This window comes from Kaistella carnis, from assembly GCF_003860585.1.
GTDB lineage: Bacteria > Bacteroidota > Bacteroidia > Flavobacteriales > Weeksellaceae > Kaistella > Kaistella carnis.
Window position 1 is genome coordinate 2,486,508 of the sequence record NZ_CP034159.1, and the last position, 26,704, is coordinate 2,513,211.

Consider the following 26,704-nt stretch of genomic DNA (forward strand, 5'->3'; position numbering starts at 1 on the left):
CGAATCTTATCAAATTATCATTGTTTTTGTACTTCTACTTTAAATTTAACATCATCAATCTCTATTTCGTCAAAATTTGAGAGTGAATTTACAATTTCTATTCTATCTGACAATACTTCTTCAGAAATATATGCCTCATTATTCATAATTTCCTTCTCAAATGGATTTTCTTCTTCCAAACGTATTGTAATTCTGTCGGTTAAGTCGAATTCTTTATCCTTTCTTAAATTCTGAACGCGATTGATGAATTCTCTGGAAATTCCTTCTGCTTTCAGTTCATCCGTTAATGTTAGATCCAAAGCTACCGTTAATTTTCCTTCGCTCGTTACCGTCCAGCCTGGAATATCTTTTGTTAAAATTTCAACATCATCCAGGGAAATTTCGTAACCCTGAATTTCCATTTTCCCTTCTTTTTCTAAAGTTGAAATCTGTTCGGCTGTGAAATTGGTGATTTCTCCCGCAACGGTTTTCATATCTTTTCCAAGTCGTGCTCCTAAAGTTTTAAAGTTTGGCTTGATGTGTTTTACAATTAAATCAGCCGCTTCATCAGCATTAATGAGTTGCAGTTCTTTTACATTCACTTCCTGTTTTACCAAATCTGAAACTGCTAAAATTTGCGCTTCTGTTTTTTTGTCCAAAACTGGGATCATCACTTTCTGAAGTGGTTGTCTTACTTTGATGTTTTCTTTCTTTCTTAATGAAAATACCATCGACGTAATTTGCTGAGCCAAATGTGTTTTCTCCACTAAATCCTGATCGATCAAACTTTCCTGAGCTTTCGGGAAATCAGATAAGTGAACTGATTCTGCACCATCTTTTCCGGTAATTTTGTTTAAATTCTGATACAATTGATCCATGAAAAATGGAGCAACTGGAGCGGCAATTTTCGCTACCGTTTCTAAGCAAGTATATAAAGTTTGGTAAGCAGAAATTTTGTCTTCAGAATAATCGCCTTTCCAGAATCTTCTACGGCAAAGTCTTACGTACCAGTTGCTTAAGTTATCATTAACAAAATTATTAATGGCTCTCGCAACTTTCGTTGGTTCGTAATCTTCGTAGAAAGAAGTAACGTCTTTTACCAATAAATTCAGTTCTGATAAAATCCATCGGTCAATTTCCGGACGGTTTTCTACGTCTTTTTCAGCGTAAGTAAATCCGTCAACATTCGCATATAAAGCAAAGAATGAATACGTGTTGTAAAGAGTTCCGAAGAATTTACGACGAACTTCATCAATTCCTTCCAAATCGAACTTTAGGTTTTCCCAAGGATTCGCATTAGAAATCATATACCAACGCGTTGCATCGGGACCGTATTTTTCTAAAGTCGTAAATGGATCAACCGCATTTCCTAAACGTTTCGACATTTTCTGTCCGTTTTTGTCCAGAACCAAACCGTTCGATATTACATTTTTATACGCTACAGAATCGAAAACCGATGTTGCGATGGCGTGCAAAGTATAAAACCATCCGCGTGTTTGATCAACTCCTTCCGCAATGAAATCTGCTGGGAAGGCTTTATTCGAATCAATCATTTCCTTGTTTTCAAAAGGATAATGAAGTTGCGCATAAGGCATTGAACCTGAGTCAAACCAAACATCGATCAAATCAGATTCGCGTTTCATTGGTTTTCCTGAAGCTGAAACTAAGATTATTTTATCAACAATATTTTTATGCAAATCGATGTTCGCATAATTTTCTTTCGACATATTTCCAACCTCGAAAGCCGCAAAAGGATTTTCAGTCATGAATCCAGCCTCAATTGATTTCTGGATTTCAGTCATTAATTCTTCAACAGATCCGATGATGATTTCTTCTTTTAAATCTTCCGTACGCCATATTGGCAAAGGAATTCCCCAATATCTTGAACGGGAAAGATTCCAGTCATTTACGTTAACGAGCCAGTTTGCAAAACGCCCTTCACCGGTTGATTTCGGTTTCCAGTTAATGTTTTCATTTAATGCTACCAAACGGTCTTTAACCGCCGTCATTTTCACAAACCAAGAATCCAAAGGATAATATAAAACCGGTTTGTCAGTTCTCCAACAATGTGGATAACTGTGAACGTATTTTTCTACTTTAAAGGCTTTATTTTCAGTCTTTAAAAGAATTGCCAGTTCTACATCCCAAGATTTTTCAGGCGCAGTTCCGTTATCATAATATTCGTTTTTAATGAATTTCTCTGCAAATAATTGCGGTGTATTTCCACCTTTTAGAAAACGCCCTTGCAAGTCAACCAAAGGAACAAGATTATCGTTCGCATCTTTGATCAACATTGGTGGAATATCGTTATCTTTGGCAACTCGCGAATCGTCTGCACCAAAAGTTGGCGCGATATGTACGATTCCTGTTCCATCTTCTGTAGTTACAAAATCTCCGATAATTACGCGGAATGCTTTGTCTGCATTTTCTGCAGGTAAAAACCACGGAATCAATTGTTCATATTCTGTTCCGGCTAATTTTTCACCGGTAAATTCCATTAAAACTTGATAAGGAATTGTTTTATTTTCTGAACTGTAATTTTTAAAATCTTCGTCTGTTCCTTCAAAATATTTTTTACCGAAATTCTTTTGTACAAGTACACTTGCTAAAATAATATGGATCGGTTCAAAAGTATATTGGTTAAAGGTTTTCACCAATACATATTCAATATCACGTCCGACTGCTAAAGCGGTGTTTGAGGGTAAAGTCCATGGAGTAGTCGTCCAAGCAAGAAAATACACATTTGCTTTCGGTTTCTCAGCCTCGAATTCTTCCCAATGCAATGCACCACCACAAGAGGCTCCAGCGATTTCGGAACTGTCAATGTTTGATTCCGGATAAGCGATCGCGGATAATTTTTTCCGGGTTTCGCTTGCGTTTTCTGGGGCGCGTTTCAATTTAAATTGCGCAACTACAGTTGTGTCAGAAACATCACGATATGTTCCCGGCTGATTCAATTCATGAGAAGATAAACCAGTTCCTGCTGCCGGAGAATACGGTTGAATCGTGTAACCTTTATACATTAAATCTTTGTTGTAAAGTTGCTTCAAAAGCCACCAAACAGTTTCCATGTATTTTGGTTCGTACGTGATATACGGATCTTCTAAATCTACCCAATATCCGATTTTTTCGGTCAGATCATTCCACACATCGGTGTAGCGCATTACCGCATTACGGCAGGCTTGATTGTAATCTTCAACAGAAATTGTTTTACCAATATCTTCTTTAGTAATCCCTAATTCTTTTTCTACGCCTAATTCGATAGGTAAACCATGCGTATCCCAACCTGCTTTACGAAAGACCTGTTTTCCGTTTTGAGTTTGGTAGCGACAGAAAATATCTTTCAACGCTCTTGCCATCACATGGTGAATTCCGGGCATTCCGTTGGCAGAAGGCGGACCTTCATAAAAAACGTATTCCGGCTTTCCTTCGCGGATCTCGACGGATTTTTTAAAAGTCTGATTCTTTTCCCAATACTGGGTAATGTTCTCGGCAACGGCTGTTAAATCGAGATTTTTATATTCGGTAAACTTCTTCATTTTCAATAAGTTCAATAAGAATTATCCTACTTAATTAAGTTTGCGAATATAATGAATTTAGTGGAATTTATCAATATCCAAAAGCTTAAATCTTAAGGAGCGGGAATTTGCAAAACCACCATCGTTCCACAAGAGTGGTTATTTTCTTCCAGGTCGTGATAAACAATAGAATAAGAATCTGAACCGAAATAATTTTTGAGCATCTCATCAGCGATTTTTGTACCCAATGATTTTCCGAACTTCTTCGTTTTATTTTGATTTTTTTCCGATTCCCGCCGACCAATGCCGTTATCCTTTATTTTAATGAAAATAGAATTCTTTTCCTGCGAAACTTTTAAATCAATTTTTTTGGTGTCAGATGTTGCAATGCCGTGAATAATAGCATTTTCAATGTAAGGTTGCAAAACCATGGGTGGTAATTTTATTTTATGTTCATCCACTTCAGGCGAGACTTCAATCGTAAAATCCATTTCATTATTAAAACGTAAGTTTTCAATGTCAACATAAACCTGAATGGTCTGAAGTTCTTCTTCCAGTGTAAATTCCTTCATCCTAGAAGCAGTAAGGATGGTTCTGATTAATTTTGAAAATTTCGTGAGGTAATTTACAGCGAGCGCAGCGTCATTTTTTTCGATATAATATTTTATAGAATTGAGGGCATTAAAAATAAAATGAGGGTTCATCTGCGTTTGAAGTATCGAAAGCTTAAGTTCAGATATATCCTGTAAATATTTTATTTTTTCATTTTCAGTTGAAAGCCTTCTTTCGTTTTCAAGATTTACACGGTCTTTTAAAATTTCACTCTTTTTAAGTTCTTCAATTAAATTTTTATCGGAGGACAATTTTTCGATATAAATGTTTCTTTGCCTGTGACCTAACGCGAAAGAAAAGGCCAGATTTTCAATAAAAAGTCCAATAAAATAGATGAAATCTCCGGTTTTTTTAGTCAAATTTAAAAAGGGTAATTCCCGAATCTGATGTTCGCCGATGATAGAGCAAAGGAATAAAATAACCCCTCCGAAAATGATGTAATATTTAAGATTATTTTTAATAAGCATCAAAATATAAAAAGAAATGAGGGTTTGAACCGTGATTAAAAATGTATAAGCTCTGTTAAACCAATTAAAATATTCATCGCCAAAGCCCCCCTTTAAGAGAAGAAATGTAAGGGTAGCAACCACCATATAAGCAAAAACGGGAAGGACAATGATTCGGTACCATACAATGTTTTTCTTTTTTACATTTAAAAAATGCGCAAAAAAGAGAAAGTACAAACTGTTGCAAATAATCGTGAAAAATTGCTTTGACCTGAAATCCAATCCGTAGTATTGAGATAAATTGAGAAGAAAACCACTGTCAACTACGGGAATGTAAGCTAAAAAGCAAAAAAAAGTATAAAAACTATAGAGTAAATAAGATTTGTCGCGATTCTGGAAAAACATCACCAGATGAAACGCAGAGAGCAAAAATAATCCTCCCAAAACGGCATATAAAATACTGTTGTAGGTATCACGTTCGATAATGAAACTTAAAATATCGGACATTGAGTAGTTTTACGAAATATCTTTTATAAAACTACAGTTTTTAAATGTAAATTCTGAAGTAAAAATAGATTTATTCTATTTCTTTTAAGACTTAAATTTTTCTAAAATAAAGTAGGATAAAAATCCCATCGTGACTGAACAGGTAATTGAAAGGATAAAACTTCCAATAATATATTGCGTAAGGTTGGCTTTTATAAATTCGAAATCGAAACTCTGATTTTCTAAAGAAGTGGTATGACTTACAAATGGAGCACCCACCATCATCGATAGAAATATAATTAAAGGAATCAAGGGCGGAAACGTAATCTGGGAAGCCATGAAAGTCAGTACCTTATTCATTTTGAAATAAACCGCCAGTGTAATTGCCAAAAAAGAATGGAAACCCCAAAAGGGCGAAAGGCCAATGAAAATTCCCAGGGCGATCGATTTTGCTTTCAGTTCATTATTACCATCACTCTCTAAAATATTTTCTTTCAGAAATCTCTTCAAACCTTTTCTCCTGAAATAGCGGTAGAAAACTTTTTGGCTCTGGATCGTATTTAAAATGAATTTTTTCAGAAGAAGATGAAACGTTTTAGCAAATGTAAGTGTTTTTTTTGTCTGCTAAAAAAAGGTACAGAATGCCCTTTTATTAGGTGGTAAAAATTGTCATTAAAAAAAAACTTCTACTTTTGCACAAAATTCCGAGGATGTCAAAAAATTTAGTGATTGTAGAATCACCGGCTAAAGCCAAAACGATTCAAAAATATTTGGGAAAAGATTTCGACGTGAAATCAAGTTTCGGACACATCCGCGATTTGCCCAAGAAAGGCATGGGGATAGACTTGAATACGTTCACGCCGGAGTACGAAGTTTCTGTAGATAAAAAGAAAATTGTGACCGAATTAAAGGCTGCTGTAAAAAAAGTAGAAATGGTTTGGTTGGCTTCCGATGAGGATCGTGAGGGTGAAGCAATTGCCTGGCATTTGGCGCAGGAACTGAAACTTAAAGATGAAAATTCTAAAAGAATCGTTTTCCATGAAATTACTAAGAATGCTATTTTAAAAGCGATAGAAAATCCGAGAACCATTGATCAGAATTTGGTCAACGCACAACAGGCGCGAAGAATTCTGGATCGAATTGTAGGTTTCGAAATGTCACCGGTTCTTTGGAAAAAAGTAAAAGTGGGATTGTCTGCCGGCCGCGTGCAGTCTGTTGCCGTTAGATTAGTCGTAGAAAGAGAATTGGAAATTAGAAATTTCAACTCAAAATCAACTTTTAAATTAGAAGGTGTTTTCATTAATAATGATCACCACGAAATAGCAGCGAAACTCAAAAAAGATTTTCCGAAAGAAAAAGAAGCAGAGGAGTTCTTAACCCAATGCAAAGGCGCCGATTTCAAAGTGCTGAACGTAGAAACTAAGCCGGGAACGCGTACTGCTTCGGCACCTTTTACAACTTCTACTTTGCAACAGGAAGCCAGTAATCGCTTAGGATATGGCGTGACAGGAACCATGCGTGCCGCCCAGCGGTTGTACGAAGAAGGTTATATCACCTATATGAGAACCGACTCCGTAAATCTTTCTCAGGATGCCATTAATGGAGCAAAAGCGCAAATTATTTCAGAATATGGGGAGGAATATTCTAACCCAAGAAATTATAAAACAAAATCTGCTTCTGCTCAAGAAGCTCACGAGGCGATTCGCCCTACAGATTTTTCGGTGAAAAGTATTGGAGATGTACAACTGAATAAATTATATCAATTAATTTATAAAAGAACTTTGGCTTCCCAAATGTCGAATGCGAAAATTGAAAAAACCGTCATCGAAATAGGAAATGAAAAGCTTCCCCACCATTTTGAAGCGCAAGGCGAAGTGATCGTTTTTGATGGTTTCCTGAAAGCTTACGGAATTGTAAAAGCCGAAGATGACGATGAAGAAAACAATGAAAAATTGTTGCCGAAAGTGAAGGTTGGCGAAGCGCTGGATTATAAAAAAATTGAAGCAACAGAAAAATTCTCACGACCACCTGCACGATATACTGAAGCAGGATTGGTGAAGAAATTAGAAGAGTTGGGAATTGGTAGACCGTCAACTTACGCGCCTACGATTCAAACGATTCAGAATCGCGAGTATGTTGATAAAAGAGAAATAATTCCGCAGGAACGTGAAATCATGAAAATGACTTTGGGTAAATCGGATTTGAAAAAAGAAGTGCTGACCGAGAAATTTGGCGGTGATAAAAATAAGTTTGTGCCGACCGATATTGGGGAGGTAGTAAATGAATTCTTAACTGAAAATTTTGCCGAAATTTTGGATTATGGTTTTACGGCGAAAGTAGAGCAGGATTTTGACCATATTGCAAATGGAGATGAAAATTGGAAAGAAGTATTGCAAGGTTTCTATAAGGATTTTCACCCAAGAATTGAAGATGTAGAAGAAAATGCAGATCGTGCAACAGGTGAACGAATTTTAGGCGTAGATCCGAAAACCGGAAAAAATGTTCTGACCAGGATTGGCAGATTTGGACCGATGGTGCAGATTGGGGAACAGGATGATGAAGAGAAACCGGTTTTTGCCAGTTTAATGGCGTCCCAAAATATTGCGACCATTACTTTGGAAGAAGCATTGGAATTGTTTAAAATTCCGTTTGATTTAGAAAATTTCGAAGGTCAAACCGTGACGATCGGTGTTGGTAGATTTGGTCCTTATGTGAAATGGGGCGAAACATTCATCAGTATTCCGAGAGGCGAAGATCCGCTTTCGATCACGCAGGAAAGAGCGGAAGAAATCATTAAGGAAAAGAAAATTGCAGATGCACCAATTGCCAGTTTTAAAGGCGAACCGGTAACAAAAGGAACGGGTAGATTCGGACCTTTTATTAAATATCAGTCCATCTTTATTAATGTTCCAAAAAAATATGATTTTGAAAATCTTTCTCAAAGTGATATCAATGAATTGATTGAAGCCAAATTAGAAAAAGAAGCCAACCGATATATTCAGCAGTGGCCGGAAGAAAAAATTTCTATCGAAAATGCAAGATGGGGACCTATCGTAAAACATGGAAAAAACATCTTTAAAATTCCGAAGACTTCCAAAGATGAAAAATTTACTGCTGAAGAATTAGCAGACGTATCTTTGGATGAGGTGAAAAAATGGATTACAGCACAGGATAAAAACGCCTTTAAGGAAAAGCCTAAGAAGAAAGTCGTGGCAAAGAAACCGGCGGCAAAAAAAGCACCGGCAAAAAAGGCAGCTCCGAAAAAGAAATAAAATTTTTTTTCTGTAAAAATTGAATCTTCAAATACGAAAGTATTTGAAGATTTTTTTTGAACTAAAGTTTATTTTGGTTTTGGATGGTGTTTTTGGGAGTTTTAAATTTCATTTTTCGAGCACTTTTTACAGAAAATAAAGACTTCATTTTTTAAACAGAAATATAAATTGCGGTAATTTTTTATACTCAAGAAATTTGTAATTCGGACCATATGGTCTTTGTTGGTAAACTTTTGGAAGAAGTATGTAATTTTTTGATTATCAACTATAATTTAAACACTTACATTTTTTCAACTTTTTTATTAGTTCCTCTTTTTTGTTTAAGTTAAATTTTTATATTTGAGCCCACATAAATGAAAAAAAATTACCAGACAATTGATTTAGAGTAAAAAAAACACACAAAAGATGTTAAAAGGTTTGCAAAAATAAATTTGTAATATTTTTTTAACTATGAGAAGGATTCAACTGTTCGTATTATGTTTTTTCACCCAATTTTTCTTTGCGCAGACTACCAGTTCTGCAAAAGCACCCAACAGCTATATTTATGACATAGGCCTCGCGCAGACCCACAATTATGGTGGTATTGAAATTCCCGTGAAGAAGGCGTATGACATGTGGTCAGAGTACGAATACCTTAAAAGTGATACAAAAGCAACGCCCATTCCTGCCGGAGTTCAAAGTGCTTCTTTGTATTGGGAAGATGTGCCGGGTCTTGTTCAGAAAGTGGAGATTCTTTCAGCGAGCCAACCTTCTTTAGCAAAGATTAAAGTTTCCATTAACAATGCTAAAGGAAAAGGGAATGCTGTTGTTGCATTTAAAGTTGATGGGACCATTTATTGGAGCTGGCATATTTGGGTAACCGATAATCCTGAGAACGGCGTAAACTATACGCAGGGTTTTGAAACGGACATCAATGGTAATCCTATTTCTGTGCAGTATATGGACCGTAATTTGGGTGCAGTAAGCAATAGTTTTTTAGATGATAACTGGCAAAAAAGTGGCGGACTTATGTATCAGTGGGGTAGAAAAGATCCTTTTCCGCCGTTGCTTTACAAAGATGCTAATTTTTATGAAATTTCGGGGGAAGTTGGTGTGCTGAAACACAAACAGGTTGACCCTGTGAATACCATTCCAGTGCAAATAAGACCTTTTGCAGAAATTAAAAAGAATATGCAGTATGCCGTTCAGCATCCTATCACTTATCTCGTGAATACGGAGAACAACGGAAATTGGTTTTCGATTAACCGCTATAAAGTGGTGGCGCCAAGTCCCGACTACAAAACCTGGGATTTGTGGTCAGATAATGCAAAAGGAGGCAACAGCAATGCCAGCAGTTCCAACACCGCGTTAAAAAACGAAAGCCGGTCCTACGAATTGAAATCTGAGTTAGACCCTTGTCCAAACGGATGGCGAGTTCCATCTTATTACGGACGCGAAACCATGAATAACAATCTCTCCTTTTTTGGTCGGAAGAACAGCGGTGTGAATGACGACATCAATCCTGATAACAATCAGCTGTCCCCAAATGTTGTGAGTAATACTTTAAACGGAATTAAAGTGTATCCAGGATTAGGAATGGATTTTACAAATGCACAAAACGGCGCCCGAAACATTGGCATTATCCCGGTCTCTGGAGGTTATGTGTACTATCCAAATTCTGCAGTACCTCAAGCGCCGGTTGGTGTTCTTTTTCAGGATGATGGCGCTAACGGTGCGGTATGGAGCGCAACTTTTGCCTATGATGGTGCCCGTGTTTTTTCCATGATTTCCGATCCTTACCGAACAAATACCGCCGTGGGTTTACACGCTATTTACAATAATCAAACGCATCCTTCAAGATCCGGAAATGCAGTTCGATGTATGAAAGATCCCAATATGGCTTTGATTGGTGATTTTGCTACGGCTTACTTCGCTTCTCAAAAAGAAGATTACCGCGTAGGTCTGGAAAATCCGAATTCCTATATTGTAACGGACGAAACCACGATTGAGATTCCGGTCAGCAAGGCATTCTCTGTTTATAACCAGCTGCTTTCTGATCATGAAAATTTACCTGCCGATGATTTACAGGCAAAAATAATGTGGACTTCAAATCCTGATCTTTTAACAAAAATGGCAATACAGTATGACCAAACCGATGTTCGGAATTCTGTGATTGTCATGTCATTTAAAGAGGGAGAAAAAGGGAATGCGGTAATTTCACTGCACAATGGTGATGTAGACACCCCTGCTTACTGGAGTTGGCACGTTTGGGTAACCGGTGAAGACCCCACGTTAAATACGGTGACGTATACAACAGAGCAGCCGATAGAAGTTCAATATAATTTCGTGAATCCAACAAAAAGTAAAATGCCACCGCTGACAACTGTTTTTATGGATCGCAATTTAGGCGCTTTAAGCAGTGACATTGATTCGGGTTTGGCAAATGGACTGCACTATCAGTGGGGAAGAAAAGATCCTATGCCGACATTTGTCAATAACAGTTCTGTCTATGTACTTGCCACAAATACTTTTATACCAAGTCACGAGGCAAATTATAAAGATTTAGGAAAAAACATTAATGGGAAAGATGCACCAAATTTTGATTTTAGATTTAATGAAATTGGGCCCGAAGATTTTCTTTACGGTTATACCAAAGGTTATCAGCAATATGGATCTAAAAATACAGTAGAACATCTTAAGATAACAGAAAATTTGAAATATTCTGTACAACACCCGATGACTTTTCTTTATCAACCAAAAACGGGCGCCGTTTACAATGGAGGAAACCATTATAGCAATGATCTCAGCCTCGTGCGCGACTGGGTTGATGATCGCCGCGCACAAGCAGATAATCGGTGGGGTCATGCCGACAAAAAATCGCCTTTTGATCCTTGTCCGGAGGGCTGGAGAGTTCCAGATGTATCTTTTACCAATTTATACACGGGTTCTAAAGGAAATTCTCCTTGGTACAATGGGTATAAAAATGATGCCTACGGAAAGCCGGGAGTTATTCAGGATCAGTGGCACAACATCACTACTTTTTACAACGGTCAGGTGGCTGGCGATAAAGGCTGGAAATTTGAAAATACCATTTTTCCTATCGGGAATTTTCCAAAAGATGGAATAAGAGGAGAAGTGGGAGAAAATGAAATGTCGTACGACCGCTCCGGCGTTTGGACAGCCTCTATGGCAGATTTACATACGGGTTATGCTTTGGCGATGCAGTTTCAGGGAAATCAAATGCAGACAGGAACTGGAGTTTATCCACAAGCGGGAATGTCTGTACGATGTGCAAAAGATGATAAACGATTATTGGGAACGGAAAGAAAACAAAATCCAAAACCGATTAAAGTTCCGAAAAAAGCAGAAATTTCAGTGTCCGAAAATAAGGGAATTCAACTTTATCCAAATCCTGTGATAGAAGAATTTAAAATCACAACAAGTGATGCTGAATCTGTTGAAATTTATGATATGAGTGGGAAGTTGGTTTTAAAAACAACCCTGAAAGCAGGAGCGGTTAATGCAAGCCGATTAAATGCCGGACTATACTTAGTCAAAATTTCAATGAAAGACCGATCAGTAGTCACCAAGAAAATAATCAAACAATAAAAAGTATATTTCGTTTTTAAATGAAAAGCATCGCCTTTGGTGATGCTTTTTTTTTACTTTTGTGAAAACTCCAGAAAAGAAAATTATGAATCTTGAAGATATCCTGATCGCACCACGCGAAATAAAAACCGAAAAATGGCAACTTGGCAATATCATAAGTGCTGAAATTCCTGAAAATGGGATCGTACTTTTATTCAGCTCTGATTATCGTGGATTAAAAAATGGTCAGGTAGAGTTGGTTGATTTTAGAAAAGTAAGAAAAGAACTGTATCACCTTTCAAAGCTGGATTTCGAAGTTCCTATTTGTGATCTTGGCGATTTAATTTCAGGGAAAACCTCGCAAGATACCCAGTATATTTTGCAGGAAGTTCTTTCTATGTGCCACTATAAGAATACAATACCCGTGGTGATTGGTGGGAGTAATGATTTGGCGTTCGCTTTATTTTCAGCCTTGAATTTTCATCATAAAAACATTAATTATACCCAGATTTCAAACTTAATTACCCTTGCAAATGAAGAGGAAGAAATTAACGAGAAGAATTTTCTTTCTAAAATATTAAGTTCAAAAACCTTTACACTTAAAAATTACCACCACCTTGGTTATCAAAAGCATTTAAATGAAATGGATTCTGTAAAACTCATGCGTGAGGTTGAATTTGAAGTGATCCGTTTGGCCGAAATGATGAACAGTACGGAGAAAACAGAACCTTTTTTCCGCCGTGCAGATTTAGTAACTCTGAATTGTGATTCGATCGAAAGCAGAGGTGATGGGTTTTCTGTAAATCCACAAGTGAATGGTCTAAACCGACGGGAAATTTGTGCATATATGAAAGAAATCGGGTTAAGTCAGCAATTGAAATCGGTCGGGATTTTTAATTTTAATGCATTAACAGAAGATTTTCTAAACCACCAGTTACTGGCGCAAATGATCTGGCATCTGATCGAAGGCATCAATATTCAAAAATCTCACCCAACTGAAAGACAATACGAAACATTCTGGCTCATGATTGATGACCATAAATATGCTTTTCAACGCGAAACTTTTAGTGATCTCTGGTATTTTGGGGACGCAGAAAATGAGGCTGATCTTATTCCGTGTTCGCTTTCTGATTATGAAGCCGCTAAAAGAGGGTGCATCAGCCCGCGACTCTTGAAGCAATGATGATGTGTTTGGGAATTTTTTAACTCTAATTAAAATAACTATTTTTGCGCCTTAAACACAATGATGAAAAGCGCGGTAGCTAAAATTTTCAATTCTCCATTTCTGCTCATTCTCCTGACGGTCATCGTGAAGATTCCGATGTTTTTTACGAAAAATATTCAGGAAGATTCATTTATTACCTGGCGTGTGGCCAGAAATTTTATGAATTATGGAGTGATTGGTTTTAATGGAAGTGAAAGAATTTCCGCATCCACTACCCATCTTTATGTTTTTATCACCGCTTTTTTTGAGCTCATTTTCGGGGAACATTTTATTTTTCCCCTTTTAACCTTTAGCGGAATTTTATTTGCGGTCGGTTCCTATTGGTTCGCTAAAATATTATTTCCTGCTGACGTTTTTAAACGGGGAATATTTGTTCTTCTGCTCAATATCACCCCGCCGGCTTTAGCCGCTTCCTGTCTGGGAATGGAATATGGAATTCTATTCTTTCTATACAGTGGGTTGATCTATTTTGGACTGTATAAAAGCAAAAATTGGGCGTACTTCATCTTTCCTGTCCTTCTGCTTTGGACCCGAGTTGACACTGTAATTTTTCTGGGGATTTTCTTCTTAGCAGATGTTTATCTGCGCAGAAAAATGAATTTCATTTATATATTAGGCGGAGTAATCGGCGTGGTTTCCGTGGTGGGATTTAATTACCTCTATTTCGGAGAAATCGTAAATCATACCATTACAGCGAAAAAAATCGCGTATAAAAATCTTATCCAAAATAACAGCCTCGAATTTATGCTTTATCAATGGGCCTATTATGGTGGATTGATTAAAAAGTATAGTGTTTATACGTTTGTGCTTTTTGTGCTATTTCTATTTTTTCTGGCGTATGCCCTTTTTAAAATTCTTAAGAACGAGAATAAAGAAAAATCGACCGTGAAAGTGATCCTGGTTTTAATCGTGACTTTTGCACTGGCCAAAATAACCATTTTTTCTATTTTTAAAGCGTACTTTGATTGGTATTATTGGCTTCCGCGGGTTTTCCTCTTTGTGGTCATTCTGTATTATTTCTTAGAAATTCATGCTTGGAAGAAAAAAACAATGTTTAGTGGAGTTTGCCTTTTATTTATCGGATTGTACGGTCTTCAATTGGTCCAGTCCTATACGATTGGGTATATGGAAGAGCGTCAAAGAATGCAAATTGCGGCGGATCTGAATAGTGATAAAGTAAGCATTACACAATCAATTTTATTGGAACCGGCGGGTATTATTCCTTTTTTTACAGGAATGTACACGTATGATGAGGTGGGTTTGGTCAACGAAAGGATTAATGATGAAATGTTGAAAGATGAAAAATATTGGTGGATCAATTCTGTGAACCGATTTAAGCCGGATTATATTTTAACCATCGAAAATAAAGCAGGAGAAGAAAATAGTCTTTACCCAATTCCGGCTGAAAAACGTGGTGCTTTTAATGAACGTTATGAACTTGTGAAAACATATCCTATTGCAAAAATTCATGACACTGCACCGATGGTATTGAGATGGATTTATGGCATAAGACCTATTGGTAAAGATTACTATCTTTATAAAAAACGCAACGACTAACCGTAAAGATGATGGCAAAAGTTTCCGTAATTGTTCCGGTCTATCAAGTGGAAAAATATCTTCGAAAGTGTTTGGATTCATTAGCAAATCAAACCTTGCAGGATATCGAGATTCTAATTGTTAACGATGGAAGTACGGATGGCTCACAAGAAATTATCGATGAGTTTCAAAAAAATTACCCTTTAATTATAAAGTCTTTTGTTAAAGAGAATGGTGGATTGAGTGACGCCCGGAATTATGGTATCGATCGCGCTTCCGGCGAATTTATTGGATTTGTAGATAGTGATGATGAGGTTGCTGAAACCATGTTTGAAGAAATGTATTCTTTAGGAATAAAAAATAAAGCAGAAATTGTGGTCTGCAATCTTCAAAAAGTTAATGAACAGGGGAAAGTCGTCCAAAAACTGACTCAAATTCCCCATATGCCAGAGAAAATTGAACTGAAAAATCATTTCTCAGTGTTCTCAGATATATCTTATTTCGCGTGTAATAAAATCTTCAGAAAAGAACTTTTTAAGGACAAAAGATTTAAGAAAGGAGTTCATTTTGAAGATATTGAACTGATTCCGAAATTTGTTTTAGACAGCACGGTCATTGCGCAAACTCAGGAATACCATTACAATTATTTGGAAAGAAGCGATTCCATTACAAAAACTCATTCGACCAAGGGACTCGATATTCTGAAAGCTGTAGAAGAAGTAAGTTCCTATTTTAAAACTTCGAAATATGCAGTTTTAGAAAAAGATTTAAAGAATTTTCAGATTTTAGAAGGCGTTTACACCTTCCTTGCATACAGTGCATTTGTTAAAGAAGAAACTGCTTATAACGAGATGAATTTCGCTCTTCGGAATTTCATCAAAAAATATAAAATTTCAAAGGTAGAAATATTGACTTACAGCCGTTTTGGCAAGAATTATCTCTTATCTTTACCGCTGAAAAAACAACTATATTATCTGCTCTATTTCACCGGATTATATTCGATAGTGCGAAAATTACTCTAAGAAAAACACCTGTTTATTGATGCCAATTCTACATCCTATTTTCATTATTATTTTCCTCTTTCTTGCTTTTGCGAGTTACTGGGAGGTTTTTAGGTTAGAGAAAAAGCAGAGTATTTTTGTTTGGATTGCCGGAATTTTAATCGTTGTAGCAGTTGGTTTCCGCTTAAACGCGGGAGCCGATTATCCAATTTATCGCCAGCTTTTTGCCGGTTTTTCTTTATATACGACTTATAATGATGTTTGGGACAAGGCGCTTTTTCGACCGACCTCTGAAGAGATAGAATGGATCTTTGTGTTGATTAATAAATTGGTTTTCGATTTCGGAATGCCCTTTTATATCGTGACTTTTATCATGGCGCTTATTGCGGTGACCCTTAAATTTACGACCATCTATGAAAACGTGGCTTTTCCTTCTTTGGCGATCTTGTTTTATTTTATGCCGATTATGTTTTTCGAAGATTCTGGGCAGATGCGGCAAGGTTTGGGAATTGCAGTTTGCGTTGCTTCTTTTAAATTCATCAAGGACCGAAATCTCTTCATGTTTCTGCTTTGCATGTATATTGCGCTGGGTTTTCATAAAACTTCCATTGTCTTTTTACCTGCATACTGGCTGGTAAAAATTCCATTAAACAGTAAAAGAATTTTTTGGGTGCTGATCTTGGCATTACTTTCTTCGCCATTTGAATTGTATCGTTTGGGAGGCGACCTTTTCAGCGCTATTGCACCAGATGATCTTTCCGGCGCATATACAGGTTATGTAGATGACCGTTATTACGGGACCGAAGTAGAAACGGGATTAAATGATATTGTAAAATTATTCTTCATTGGCATTCTAATTAAATATGATAAAGAAGCCTGTGAAGAGGTCTTGTGGTACGAGTATATGCGCAATTTAGCTGTTGCTGGCTTGGCGCTCTTCTATTTTTTTCGGTCAAATGAGATTTTTGCAGTACGTTTGCCCGGAGCGTATATGTTTTTCGTTACCATGTTTTGCATGACGAATATTGTGTACGCAACCCGTGATCGAGCACGACAAATATTATATATCGGATTTATGACTTATCTGGTGGCTATGTTTTTTTACTTTGGTAAAGGGAACGGCGATAAAGGAAGTTTTACGAAAGACCGGTATACAAACGCACTTTGGTAGATCATATGAATGAAATAATTAAAAATTTATTAGCAGATTTTGGCATTCCTATTTTTTATGTAAAATTGGTTTTGGGACTTGTCATTTCATTTTTCATCACCTTTCTCTCGATTCCTACTATCGTGAAAATATCGCGGCGGAAAAACCTCATGGATGAACCAGGAACCCGAAGTTCACATCTAAGAAAGATCCCAAATCTCGGCGGAATTGCAATTTTCTATTCCTTGGCAGTCTGTGCCTCTATTTTTGCATTTGAACTTTTTGAACTGTACAAGTTTCTATTCGCTTCCCTCGTCATATTACTATACATCGGCGTGATGGATGATATTGTGGTCATGCGCGCCTATAAAAAACTCATTGCACAAATTATCGTAACTGCTTTAATGGTAATTGGGTCAGATGTAAGAATTCGGAGTATGTTCGGCGTTTTTGCGATTTATGAACTGAGTTACACCGTAAGTGTGATTTTCAGTATTTTTACTTTTATCATCCTGATCAATGCCTTTAATTTAATTGATGGAATTGATGGGCTTTCGGGTGGATATTCTGTAATATGCAGTGCTTTGTTTGGGATCAGCTATTTCCGATTAGGTGAATTTAATTATCCGTTGGTTGTTTTATCTGGCGTCATCATTGGTTCTGTGCTCGGATTTCTTTATTATAACCTGTCTCACTATAGAAATAACAAAGTTTTTATGGGCGATACTGGTTCTATGATTTTGGGATTTTTACTGGCGTTTACAGCAATTTGTTTTATGGATATTTTCATTGACAAAGAATTACCGGATGTCCCAAGATATTATTTACAAACCGCACCCGCAGTCGCTGTAGCAATTTTAATTCTGCCGATTGTGGATACTTTAAATGTGATTATTATTCGTTTGGTTAAAAGGCAATCTGTTTTTGGAGCCGACAAAAACCATATTCACCACAGTCTTTTAGAACTCGGGCTTACACACCGGCGGTCTACGGTTTACATATTAATTTATTATTTATTCATTGTGGCGGTCGCGTATTTTTTCCGTCAAATCAACGTGAATATTTTACTTTTCATTATTATGACGTTGGGATTTGTGGGTGCTTATATCCCGAAAATCATTCTTAAAACCCGAAAAAAAACTAATTAATTATTGTTATTTTTGCAAACTACATTATCACAAATGAAAATATTTAAAATTTCTTTAATTCTAATTTTACCCCTGTTGCTTTTTTCCTGCATTTCTTCTAAAGATGTGCGTTACATGCAACCAAACGAAAGTTTAGTCATCAATGAGGAAGGATTAGTACCTTACAATATTCCCGTTTACCGAATTACGAAAAACGATATTCTAACCCTGAACATTGTAACAACACCTAAGGGTGACGCTGCACAATTTTATTCCAGCCTTAATGCGCAATCTCCGGAAGCAGGAGCCTCTGGTAACCGAGGTGTATCTGTTTCTAATCAGTCAAATAATTCTGGTGGCGGCAATGTAAATATCTATTTTAATGGATTAAAGGTCGACTCCAATGGTGATGTTAATGTTTTTGGAATAGGATATATCAAAGCAGAAGGCAGAACTCTGGAAGATATGACGAAAGAAATTCAAAATAAAGTCAATGAAAATTTTGTAGAAGGCAAATCTGAAGTAAGATTGAATACCGACGGAATTACGTATTATATTTTGGGAGATGTAGAAACAGTAGAGATCAGCGGGGAGAAAAAAGCCCATAAAAACAGTTTAACAATCACTGAAGCTTTGGCGATTAATGGCGGTTTAAACAGAACAGTTGATCGTACAAATATTGTAATTCACCGAAAATTGCCGGAAGGAATTAAAATTGCGAAGATCGATTTAACACGTGAAGATGTGATGAATTCTCCCTATTATTGGGTACAGAACGGGGATGAAATTTTTTTAAATACCCGATCTAAAAACCTAAATGGGTTTGGAAAAGATCCTATATCAACACTAACAACCGGAGTTTCTGTGATCACGACCGCGATGTCGATTTATTTAATTCTAACACGACTCTAAATGATTCCGGTAAAAGAAAAAAATACGTCCAATCAGGATAAAATGAGCTCATTTGCCATTTTTGATATCGAATATTACATCCGCAGAATTATAAAGTATTGGTATTTATTCGTCATCATGGCAGCTTTGGGATATGGAATCTCGTGGTTCTATAGTAAATATTATGCGCAACGAATCTACGCGTCCAATTTATCTTTAAGTATTTCAAATAACCTGTTGTGCATTTAGCACAAATTAACTTTTAGTTTATTCAAACTTCTTTTGAAGACGAAAAAATTGAGGTATTGAATCATCGTAAAAGAAGTTATTTTCGACACTATCCTTGTCGCCAAACCTTGAAAGGTTTTTGCAAAGTTCACGTTTATTGTAAACTGGCCGCATAGTTGCGATATATTGGTTTCAATCCGTTTCCTTATGTTTGATTTTGTCCTTGAAAACTCTACAAAACCATGCTGGTTTTTCCTCATCGGGACCGAAAGATTTATCTTGGAATAGTTGAATAAATCTACTTGAAATTTTTTACTGATATATCCTCTGTCCCCGATCAATAAACAGTTTTTAAAGTTTTCCTTAATATCCTTGAGGTAATTTACATCATGAACATTTGCAGGGGTGAAATCAAAAGAGTGAAAGATTCCATTCTTGTCACAAACCGCATGAAGTTTATAGCCAAAATACCTTGACTTCTGCGCGGCACAATATCCAAACGAAGGTTTGATATCATCTGTGGAACAAATTGCCGAACGGTTTGCACGACTGAATTTACATATTTCAATCGGTGTTGAATCAACAATGAAGACATCGCTGAAATCAGAAAATTTACCGCTTAAGGTCTCCCTTATTTTTTCAATATATGGAAAAAGCCTCCTCCTTCTTTTATTGTAGACGCTCCTCTCGATCTTCCCATCCAAATCGGTTCCCGAAATACATCTAAACAACTGTAATTCAGAGTTAATGGACATGTATTCAGCGGTAATATTAAGTGCCACAAGTTCCAAGTCAGACATTTTCGGGAGTCTGATCTGCTTATTTGACTTAATATGTTTACAGGTTGCTGTCAATTCTTTTAAAATAATTTCGTAGTTTTGAATGAGATTGTTCATGTATTTAAATGACTTGGTAATCAATTAAATATACGATTTTTTAATCAAATGGACAATCTTTTTTCCTTTCAATTTCTAAATGCACAACAGGTTTCAAATAATACTGCGAGCTACTTTACGCCGAATCAGTCCATTAATTTTATCTGGGGACAAACCGGAAATCAGGACGGGGTTTATTTAAAGAAAATGTTGCTTTCACGGTCTCATAATGAGTATCTGGTAAATCAACTTGATTTGTATGTGAACTATGCGACCAAAGGTTTAATCAAGCAAACTTATCTTGATAAATACGATTCCCCTGTATTTTTTGAAATTGATAAATCTGTTCCGCAACAGGTTAACTATCAAATCACCTTGATTCCGAAAGGAGGAAATAAGTATGAAGTCGTGTTACCGAAGGACGGAGAATCTACTTCTCTTTATTCTTTTGAAAGTGAAGGATTTAAGGTTGTTCCAGCTTATAAAAGACCGGAAAATAAGATTATTTCTTTAAATGAATGGTATGTGTCGCCCAATTTGAAATTTAGATTATTGAAGAATGAGCAGCCAAGTTCCATCAAATTTGAAAATATTATTGTCACATTATCTACGGTGAACAATGCTGTGAATGACTTGGTAAGCACGATAAATGTTGATTTTGATAAAGAAATCGGCTCCATTATGATCATCACCAAAAAAGGGTACAATCTAAATGGGACCGTGAATTTCCTTAACACTTCCGTAGATGAACTTCAAAAGAAAAGATTGATAGACCGAAATATTGTTGATAAAAATACGGAAGAATATTTATTAGATAATCTGGGGAATATTCGTAAAAAACTAGATTCCAGCGCATCGGTTTTAAATCAGATGAAAGTTTCCGAAGGTTTATACGACATTAAAGACCGTGACGAAAAATCATTAGAAAGAATTAAAGAGCTGGATTCTAAAAAAGCCGAAATACTAACCAAAATCAATTCTTTAAATACGATTAAAAACTCCCTTTCTTCTCAAAATTTAGATCGTCTCATCAGCTTGAACGCTGCAGGCGTAGAGGATGGAATGTTTACGGCAACGGTTTCTGAACTAAAAGATCTGTACGCAAAAAGACGGGAAATGGCGCTTATCTATACGCCAAACTCTGAGCCGATGCGTGAAATTAACCGATTGATTAATGAGGCACGAAATAATTCTTCTGGCTCCCTACGAAATTACTACAATACCTACATTAACGAAATATCCAAGATCGATCGCGACATCGCAAGAGCAAATGTTGACTTGGTGACTTATCCGGAGAAGGAAAGAAAGTATATGGATGCAGAACGTGGCTATAATATGATTGAAGCCACTTATAACACCTTGCTTTCTAAACAGAATGAAACGCAAATTAGGGTGGCCACCAATAAGTCAGATATCAATGTGATCGATCCGGCTAAAAACCTGGGTCAAGCTCCAATTGCGCCTAATATTGTAAAAACAAAATACACTATTATTGGTGGATTGTTACTTTTACCATTGATATTCCTGGCTATCGGGCAGTTATTGGACAACAGAATAAGAAATATAAAAGAATTGCTTCAGGTGACGAAAATCCCACTTTTGGGAGTGATCGGAAAAAATACCCATGACAATAATCTTACCGTTTTGGAGCAACCAAGATCTTCAATTTCAGAAGCATTCCGTGGCATTAGAGCGAACCTGCGGTTTTTGCACAAGGAAGATAATAAATCAAAAGTAATTCTTTTAACTTCCTCTATCGGCGGTGAAGGAAAAACGTATGTATCTATTAATATTGCTTCAGTTCTTGGTTTAAGTGGAAAGAAAACTATTCTTTTGGGGATGGATTTAAGAAAGCCAAAGATCTTCGGAGACTTTAAGATTAATAATCAGTACGGAATTTCAAATTATCTTACAGGTGAGGTGCAGATGAATCAGATCATTAACCAGACTTCTATTCCGGATTTACATGTTGCAACGTCTGGGCCTATACCACCAAATCCTTCAGAACTTTTAATGAGCGAACGAAATATACAGTTTATTCAGGAGTTAAGAAATCATTATGACTTTATTATCATCGATTCGCCACCAGTTGGTTTAGTTGCTGATCCTTTTGAACTAATGAAGTATGCTGATGCAAGTATTTATGTAGTTCGACACGAATATACAGAGAAACATATGCTGAGAATGATCACTGAAAAATACCACAATCACGAAATTAAAAATTTAGGGTTGGTATACAATGATTATCAGGTAAAACAGGGATATGGTTACGGCTATGGCTACGGCTATGGCTACGGCTATGGTTATTTTGAAGAAGATGCCAATTATCAGGAACCTACTGTAATTAAAATTAGAAATAAGATTAGAAGTATTATGGGGAAAAGCTAGATTTAAAAAATTGATGAGAAGAGGAATTTATTTTTCCTAAAATCATAAAAAGAAGGATTGCCCGTTTTTATAGGAAAACATTATGCTTTTTTGAGGGTATTTAACTAAAAATTAAGAATTTCCTTAAAGTAAAAATGTTTTATATTTGCAAAATTATTTATGAAATTTGATGTACAGTCATTCATGCAAAAGAAAATTATCTTCACCTTTATCGCCTTGCTTTTTATTTCGGTTTCCTACAAAGGGCAGCGACACGAAATAGGGGTGCAATTAGGGATGAGTAACTTGGTTGGTGATATTGGCAGAACCAATTATGTTTTACAGAAACCAATGGGCCATAATATTGCTGACTATGGACTTCCTTTTTACGGGAGCATTCTTTACCGAATGAATTTTAATCCTTATCAAACGGTAAGGTTAAATTTGGGATACAATCACATCCAATTTGCAGATGTTTATGCGAAAGAGAAATACAGAAAAGATAGAAAATTGTGGGGAACCAATTCTATTGTGGAAGCCGATTTGATTTTCGAGTATAACTTTTTTCCCGTAAACGATGAGCAGAAGAGTTTGCTCAGTCCTTATGTATTCGGTGGAGTGGGTGCCTTATTGGCAAATACACCACAGCTGGTCGTAGAAAATGATTTTAACAGAGACGCAGGTGGAAATCCGATTCCTCCAGTTGTGGGCGATCTAGATAGTTTTGAAACTACCGCAACTTATACTTCTGGTAAAAAATTATCAATGGCCATTCCTTTTGGCGTTGGTTTAAAATATAAGTTCAACTACAATTGGGCATTATTTGGGGAATTTATGTTTCGACCTACTTTTTCAGATTCCATTGACTATAGTGTAATTGATGATAGTAGTGTGAAAATTAAGTATAATAAAGATATTCCGGCCGAAGGGAGCAAAAGCAAATCTCTTTTACAGGAAAGTCCATATAAAGAGATGGCTGAAGCGAAAGCTGCGGAATTTGTTAAAAACAGACAAGTGGGTAACATCAATTCTAAAGATTGGGTCAACTCCGTCTCTATAGGTTTAAGTTATTCATTCGGAAGACCACCATGTTATTGTGATTAAAATGCAGTCGATAAAAGAAAAATTAAATCTGGATCATCTTCCACAACATGTCGCCATTATTATGGACGGTAACGGGAGATGGGCAAAAACACGCGGCAAAGAAAGAACCTTTGGGCATAAACACGCCATTCAGGCAGTTCGGGATGCCGTGAACGCCTGTAACGAAATTCACATTCCCTATCTTACGCTTTACACCTTTTCTTCGGAAAACTGGAACAGACCGGATGATGAAGTGAATACGCTGATGAGCTTGATTTCTGAAACATTGCTTTTGGAAGCCGAAGAAATTTTCAGCAAAGGATTGCGCATGCACGTCATAGGTGATATTGAAAAATTGCCACCACTCGTGCAGGAGCAAATGATGCAGCTGGTCGAAATCACAAAGCATAATGACAAGGGGAATCTCATCTTGGCATTAAGCTACGGTTCCCAGCATGAAATTCTAAGTGCCGTAAAACAAATCAGCGCGAAAGTAAAAAGCGGCGAACTTACGGAAGAAGAAATTACAGAAAAAGTTTTCGAGAATCACTTATACACCAAAGATTTTCCACCGGTTGATCTATTAATCAGAACCAGTGGCGAAGTTAGGATCAGTAATTTCCTACTGTGGCAAATTGCCTATGCTGAATTGCAGTTTTTAGATATCCTATGGCCGGATTTCGGTAGAGAAGATTTCTTTAAATGCATTTATGATTACCAGGCGAAAGAAAGAAGATTTGGTAAAATCAGCGAACAGCTCGACGAAAAAAAATAGAATAAAGAAAAAGTTAGCAAGATAAAAAATGAAGTTTAAATTCTTACCCATCATCATGTTTGTGGCTTCGGCACATTTCTATGGTCAGATTACACCCGAACAGAATACCCAGGAAAACAGCGCTGTTCAAGCTCAAAACGAAGTGGGCACTTATATCCTGAAAGACATCGTCGTAGATGGCGTAAAAAAATATACTCCCGCTCAAATTTTAAGATTTACGGGTCTTAATAAAAATGAGACTGTAGAAATCCCCGGGCAAAAGATCAGCAATGCCATTAAAAAGCTTTGGGAAACTCAATCCTTCTCTGAAGTAGAAGTGTATATTCAAAGCATCGAAGGTGATCAGGTGATCCTTAGATTTAATCTTCAGGACCTGAAAGATTTAGGACAGGTGAAATTTACCGGAAAAGGAATTGGAAAATCGAAAAGCGAAAAACTTGCGAAAGACAATAACTTAAAGCCAGGAACGAAAATTACCCAAAATCTCGTCTCAACTTTAAAAACAAATATTCCCAAAGAATATATCAAAAAAGGCTATGCCGATGCGAGGGTGACGATTGAGGATAAAGTAAATGCCGGAGATCCCGATCTGGTAGACTGGACCATCAATGTTGACCGTGGCAGAAAAGTAAAAATCAGCCACATCGAATTTGAAGGAAATGAAAGTGTGACCGACCGTAAACTGAGAAGCAAAGCTTTTAAAGATACAAAACAGAAGAGTTTTAGTATTAAAGGCATCTTGAAACCTTCGAAATTTATCGAGGAAAAATACGAAGACGATAAAGATAATTTGATTAATTATTATCGTTCTTTAGGATTCCGTGATGCACAAATTGTTTCAGATTCAGTTTGGAGAAATCCCAAAAATGATTTTGAAATCAATGTAAAACTGAACGAAGGAAAAAAATATTATATCGGAGATATTAATTTCCTAGGAAATTCAGCATTCTCTACCGATTATCTAAAAAAAGTATTGGGATATAAAACTGGTGACATTTACGACGCAGTTGGTTTCAACAAGAAAGTTGGGGAAGACGGTGGTAAAGAAGATGATTCTGATATCAAATCTCTTTACATGAATCAAGGTTTCCTATTCTCGAACGTAACCCCGATTGAAAAGTCCGTAGTTGGTGATTCGATTAATCTTGAAATTAGAATTAGTGAAGGTGAAAAAGCTTCCTGGAACCGGGTAACCTGGAGTGGAAATACCACTACGCATGATCATGTAATCTTAAGATCACTGCGTACAAAACCTGGTAGTTTGTTTGCAAAATCAGACATCAAAAGAACGTACTTTGATTTGGCGGGAATGCAGTTTTTTGATCCACAACAAATTGGCCAGCAGGTAAATCCTAATCCACAGGATAATACTGTGGATGTGCATTGGACTCTGGTAGAAAAGGGATCTTCGCAGGTACAGTTGCAGGCAGGTTACGGTGGAGGTTCCTTCATCGGAACTCTTGGTTTGACCTTTAATAACTTCTCTTTACGTAATTTCTTGAGATTCAAAGATTTCAAGCCCGTTCCACAAGGAGATGGACAAACCTTATCTATTCAGGCACAAGCCGGACAATTCTTCCAGAATTACGGTATTTCATTTACAGAACCATGGTTGTTCGGTACAAAACCTACCGCACTTTCTATAGGAGTTAACCAATCTTTGGTTCGTTACAGCGACGCACAGGGTGCAACCCAAAAATTAAATATTTTCTCTGCAAGTGCTGGTTTAAACAGACAATTGAGATGGCCGGATGATTATTTCTCCTTATATACGGGAATTCAGTATCAGAGTTATGATTTTGAAAATTATCCCTTCCAGTTTGGAAATGCAACAGAGTATTATGGATCTGCGAAAAACTTTAGTTTTAATATTGGGTTAAGCAGAAACTCTGCAGGTTTAGATCCTATTTTCCCAACCCAGGGTTCAAACATTGAAGCTTCAATTAAATTTACGCCACCATATTCCCTCTTTAGTGATAAAGATTATGCGAATATGCCGGCTGTTGAAAAATACAAGTGGTTAGAATTTTATAAAATTAAAATGAAAGCCGATATTTATAACACAGTTGTAGGAAAACTTGTACTGAGAAGTACTGCAGAGATGGGCTTCCTGAATGGTTATAATAAAGAATTGGGTGCACCTCCATTTGAAAGATTTTATGTCGGTGGAACAGGATTATTTGGTGGTCGATATGACGGTCGTGAGTTAGTGCCACTTCGTGGTTACGAAAACGCCTCCTCTACTGGTGGAATGTTAGAAGATGTTACGCCTTATGGTGGAGCCACTATTTATAATAGATTTGCGTTGGAATTAAGATATCCAATTTCTATGAATCAAACGGCAAAAATTTATGCTTTGTCTTTCTTAGAAGGTGGTAATGCGTATAATTCATTCGGTACTTATAACCCGTTCCAATTGAAGCGTTCAGCCGGAGTTGGAATTAGAGTTTATATGGGTGCTTTCGGATTGATCGGATTCGATTTCGCTTATGGATTTGATAAAACACAACTCGGTACAGAACCTGCAGGTTGGAAAACACACTTCCTGATGAACCAATCATTATAA

Annotated in this window: 17 protein-coding genes; 13 read left to right on the forward strand and 4 right to left on the reverse strand. The window is 36.7% G+C overall.

The genetic code is table 11. The features are described from left to right. Positions 1–17 precede the first annotated feature (17 nt). The 3 genes from ileS to EIB73_RS11620 all read right to left on the reverse strand — a co-directional run bounded on the left by ileS (position 18) and on the right by EIB73_RS11620 (position 5,551). Positions 18–3,518 (reverse strand): isoleucine--tRNA ligase, encoded by a 3,501-nt coding sequence (gene ileS, locus EIB73_RS11610; protein WP_125025432.1) that lies wholly within the window; start codon positions 3,516–3,518, stop codon positions 18–20. 92 nt (positions 3,519–3,610) lie between these two features. Then, positions 3,611–5,062: a sensor histidine kinase gene (locus EIB73_RS11615; RefSeq protein ID WP_125025433.1), complete on the reverse strand. Its 1,452-nt coding sequence runs from the start codon at positions 5,060–5,062 to the stop codon at positions 3,611–3,613. Positions 5,063–5,146: 84 nt separating this feature from the next. After that, complete coding sequence (locus EIB73_RS11620; protein WP_164467885.1) at positions 5,147–5,551, reverse strand: DUF2062 domain-containing protein; 405 nt, start codon at positions 5,549–5,551, stop codon at positions 5,147–5,149. Positions 5,552–5,751: 200 nt separating this feature from the next. On the opposite strand from EIB73_RS11620, the gene topA reads away from it, so the two are divergent. The 9 genes from topA to EIB73_RS11665 all read left to right on the forward strand — a co-directional run bounded on the left by topA (position 5,752) and on the right by EIB73_RS11665 (position 19,059). Continuing rightward, positions 5,752–8,313: a type I DNA topoisomerase gene (topA, locus tag EIB73_RS11625; RefSeq protein WP_125025435.1), complete on the forward strand. Its 2,562-nt coding sequence runs from the start codon at positions 5,752–5,754 to the stop codon at positions 8,311–8,313. A 450-nt stretch (positions 8,314–8,763) separates the two neighbouring features. Beyond that, positions 8,764–11,901 carry a T9SS type A sorting domain-containing protein gene (locus EIB73_RS15070; RefSeq protein ID WP_164467886.1) on the forward strand — a complete coding sequence of 1,046 codons (3,138 nt, stop codon included), beginning with the start codon at positions 8,764–8,766 and terminating at the stop codon, positions 11,899–11,901. Between the two features lie 85 nt (positions 11,902–11,986). Continuing rightward, the gene (locus EIB73_RS11635; RefSeq protein WP_125025436.1) at positions 11,987–13,063 is read left to right on the forward strand and encodes an arginase family protein; all 1,077 of its coding nucleotides are present in this window, start codon (positions 11,987–11,989) and stop codon (positions 13,061–13,063) included. 63 nt (positions 13,064–13,126) lie between these two features. Continuing rightward, positions 13,127–14,662 carry a hypothetical protein gene (locus EIB73_RS11640; protein ID WP_164467887.1) on the forward strand — a complete coding sequence of 512 codons (1,536 nt, stop codon included), beginning with the start codon at positions 13,127–13,129 and terminating at the stop codon, positions 14,660–14,662. A gap of 11 nt (positions 14,663–14,673) precedes the next feature. Beyond that, positions 14,674–15,663 (forward strand): glycosyltransferase family 2 protein, encoded by a 990-nt coding sequence (locus EIB73_RS11645; RefSeq protein ID WP_125026112.1) that lies wholly within the window; start codon positions 14,674–14,676, stop codon positions 15,661–15,663. A gap of 19 nt (positions 15,664–15,682) precedes the next feature. Beyond that, positions 15,683–16,813: an EpsG family protein gene (locus EIB73_RS11650; RefSeq protein ID WP_125025438.1), complete on the forward strand. Its 1,131-nt coding sequence runs from the start codon at positions 15,683–15,685 to the stop codon at positions 16,811–16,813. A 5-nt stretch (positions 16,814–16,818) separates the two neighbouring features. Continuing rightward, on the forward strand, positions 16,819–17,940 hold the full coding sequence (locus EIB73_RS11655) for a glycosyltransferase family 4 protein (RefSeq protein ID WP_125025439.1): 1,122 nt from the start codon (positions 16,819–16,821) through the stop codon (positions 17,938–17,940). 33 nt (positions 17,941–17,973) lie between these two features. Next, positions 17,974–18,831, forward strand: a complete 858-nt coding sequence (locus EIB73_RS11660) for a polysaccharide biosynthesis/export family protein (protein WP_125025440.1) — start codon at positions 17,974–17,976, stop codon at positions 18,829–18,831. After that, positions 18,832–19,059 carry a hypothetical protein gene (locus EIB73_RS11665; RefSeq protein WP_125025441.1) on the forward strand — a complete coding sequence of 76 codons (228 nt, stop codon included), beginning with the start codon at positions 18,832–18,834 and terminating at the stop codon, positions 19,057–19,059. Here EIB73_RS11665 and EIB73_RS11670 read toward each other — a convergent pair. After that, positions 19,056–19,934 (reverse strand): IS982 family transposase, encoded by an 879-nt coding sequence (locus tag EIB73_RS11670; RefSeq protein ID WP_125021619.1) that lies wholly within the window; start codon positions 19,932–19,934, stop codon positions 19,056–19,058. The genes EIB73_RS11665 and EIB73_RS11670 overlap by 4 nt on opposite strands. A 48-nt stretch (positions 19,935–19,982) precedes the next feature. Between EIB73_RS11670 and EIB73_RS11675 the strand changes: the two genes are divergently transcribed. From EIB73_RS11675 to EIB73_RS11690, 4 genes are all read left to right on the forward strand, one after another. Beyond that, positions 19,983–22,301 (forward strand): exopolysaccharide transport family protein, encoded by a 2,319-nt coding sequence (locus EIB73_RS11675; protein ID WP_228411233.1) that lies wholly within the window; start codon positions 19,983–19,985, stop codon positions 22,299–22,301. Between the two features lie 159 nt (positions 22,302–22,460). Beyond that, positions 22,461–23,384, forward strand: coding sequence for a type IX secretion system protein PorG (gene porG, locus EIB73_RS11680; RefSeq protein ID WP_228411234.1), 924 nt, complete (start codon positions 22,461–22,463; stop codon positions 23,382–23,384). A 1-nt stretch (position 23,385) separates the two neighbouring features. After that, positions 23,386–24,138: a polyprenyl diphosphate synthase gene (gene uppS, locus EIB73_RS11685; protein WP_125025442.1), complete on the forward strand. Its 753-nt coding sequence runs from the start codon at positions 23,386–23,388 to the stop codon at positions 24,136–24,138. Positions 24,139–24,166: 28 nt separating this feature from the next. Continuing rightward, positions 24,167–26,704, forward strand: a complete 2,538-nt coding sequence (locus EIB73_RS11690) for a BamA/OMP85 family outer membrane protein (protein ID WP_125025443.1) — start codon at positions 24,167–24,169, stop codon at positions 26,702–26,704.

Bases quoted from the DNA above. Each gene is read 5' to 3' on its own strand.
- ileS (WP_125025432.1), bottom strand. From the start codon at position 3,518: ATGAAGAAGTTTACCGAATATAAAAATCTCGATTTAACAGCCGTTGCC.
- EIB73_RS11615 (WP_125025433.1), bottom strand. From the start codon at position 5,062: ATGTCCGATATTTTAAGTTTCATTATCGAACGTGATACCTACAACAGT.
- topA (WP_125025435.1), top strand. From the start codon at position 5,752: ATGTCAAAAAATTTAGTGATTGTAGAATCACCGGCTAAAGCCAAAACG.
- EIB73_RS15070 (WP_164467886.1), top strand. From the start codon at position 8,764: ATGAGAAGGATTCAACTGTTCGTATTATGTTTTTTCACCCAATTTTTC.
- EIB73_RS11635 (WP_125025436.1), top strand. From the start codon at position 11,987: ATGAATCTTGAAGATATCCTGATCGCACCACGCGAAATAAAAACCGAA.
- EIB73_RS11640 (WP_164467887.1), top strand. From the start codon at position 13,127: ATGAAAAGCGCGGTAGCTAAAATTTTCAATTCTCCATTTCTGCTCATT.
- EIB73_RS11645 (WP_125026112.1), top strand. From the start codon at position 14,674: ATGGCAAAAGTTTCCGTAATTGTTCCGGTCTATCAAGTGGAAAAATAT.
- EIB73_RS11650 (WP_125025438.1), top strand. From the start codon at position 15,683: ATGCCAATTCTACATCCTATTTTCATTATTATTTTCCTCTTTCTTGCT.
- EIB73_RS11655 (WP_125025439.1), top strand. From the start codon at position 16,819: ATGAATGAAATAATTAAAAATTTATTAGCAGATTTTGGCATTCCTATT.
- EIB73_RS11660 (WP_125025440.1), top strand. From the start codon at position 17,974: ATGAAAATATTTAAAATTTCTTTAATTCTAATTTTACCCCTGTTGCTT.
- EIB73_RS11665 (WP_125025441.1), top strand. From the start codon at position 18,832: ATGATTCCGGTAAAAGAAAAAAATACGTCCAATCAGGATAAAATGAGC.
- EIB73_RS11670 (WP_125021619.1), bottom strand. From the start codon at position 19,934: ATGAACAATCTCATTCAAAACTACGAAATTATTTTAAAAGAATTGACA.
- EIB73_RS11675 (WP_228411233.1), top strand. From the start codon at position 19,983: ATGGACAATCTTTTTTCCTTTCAATTTCTAAATGCACAACAGGTTTCA.
- porG (WP_228411234.1), top strand. From the start codon at position 22,461: ATGAAATTTGATGTACAGTCATTCATGCAAAAGAAAATTATCTTCACC.
- uppS (WP_125025442.1), top strand. From the start codon at position 23,386: ATGCAGTCGATAAAAGAAAAATTAAATCTGGATCATCTTCCACAACAT.
- EIB73_RS11690 (WP_125025443.1), top strand. From the start codon at position 24,167: ATGAAGTTTAAATTCTTACCCATCATCATGTTTGTGGCTTCGGCACAT.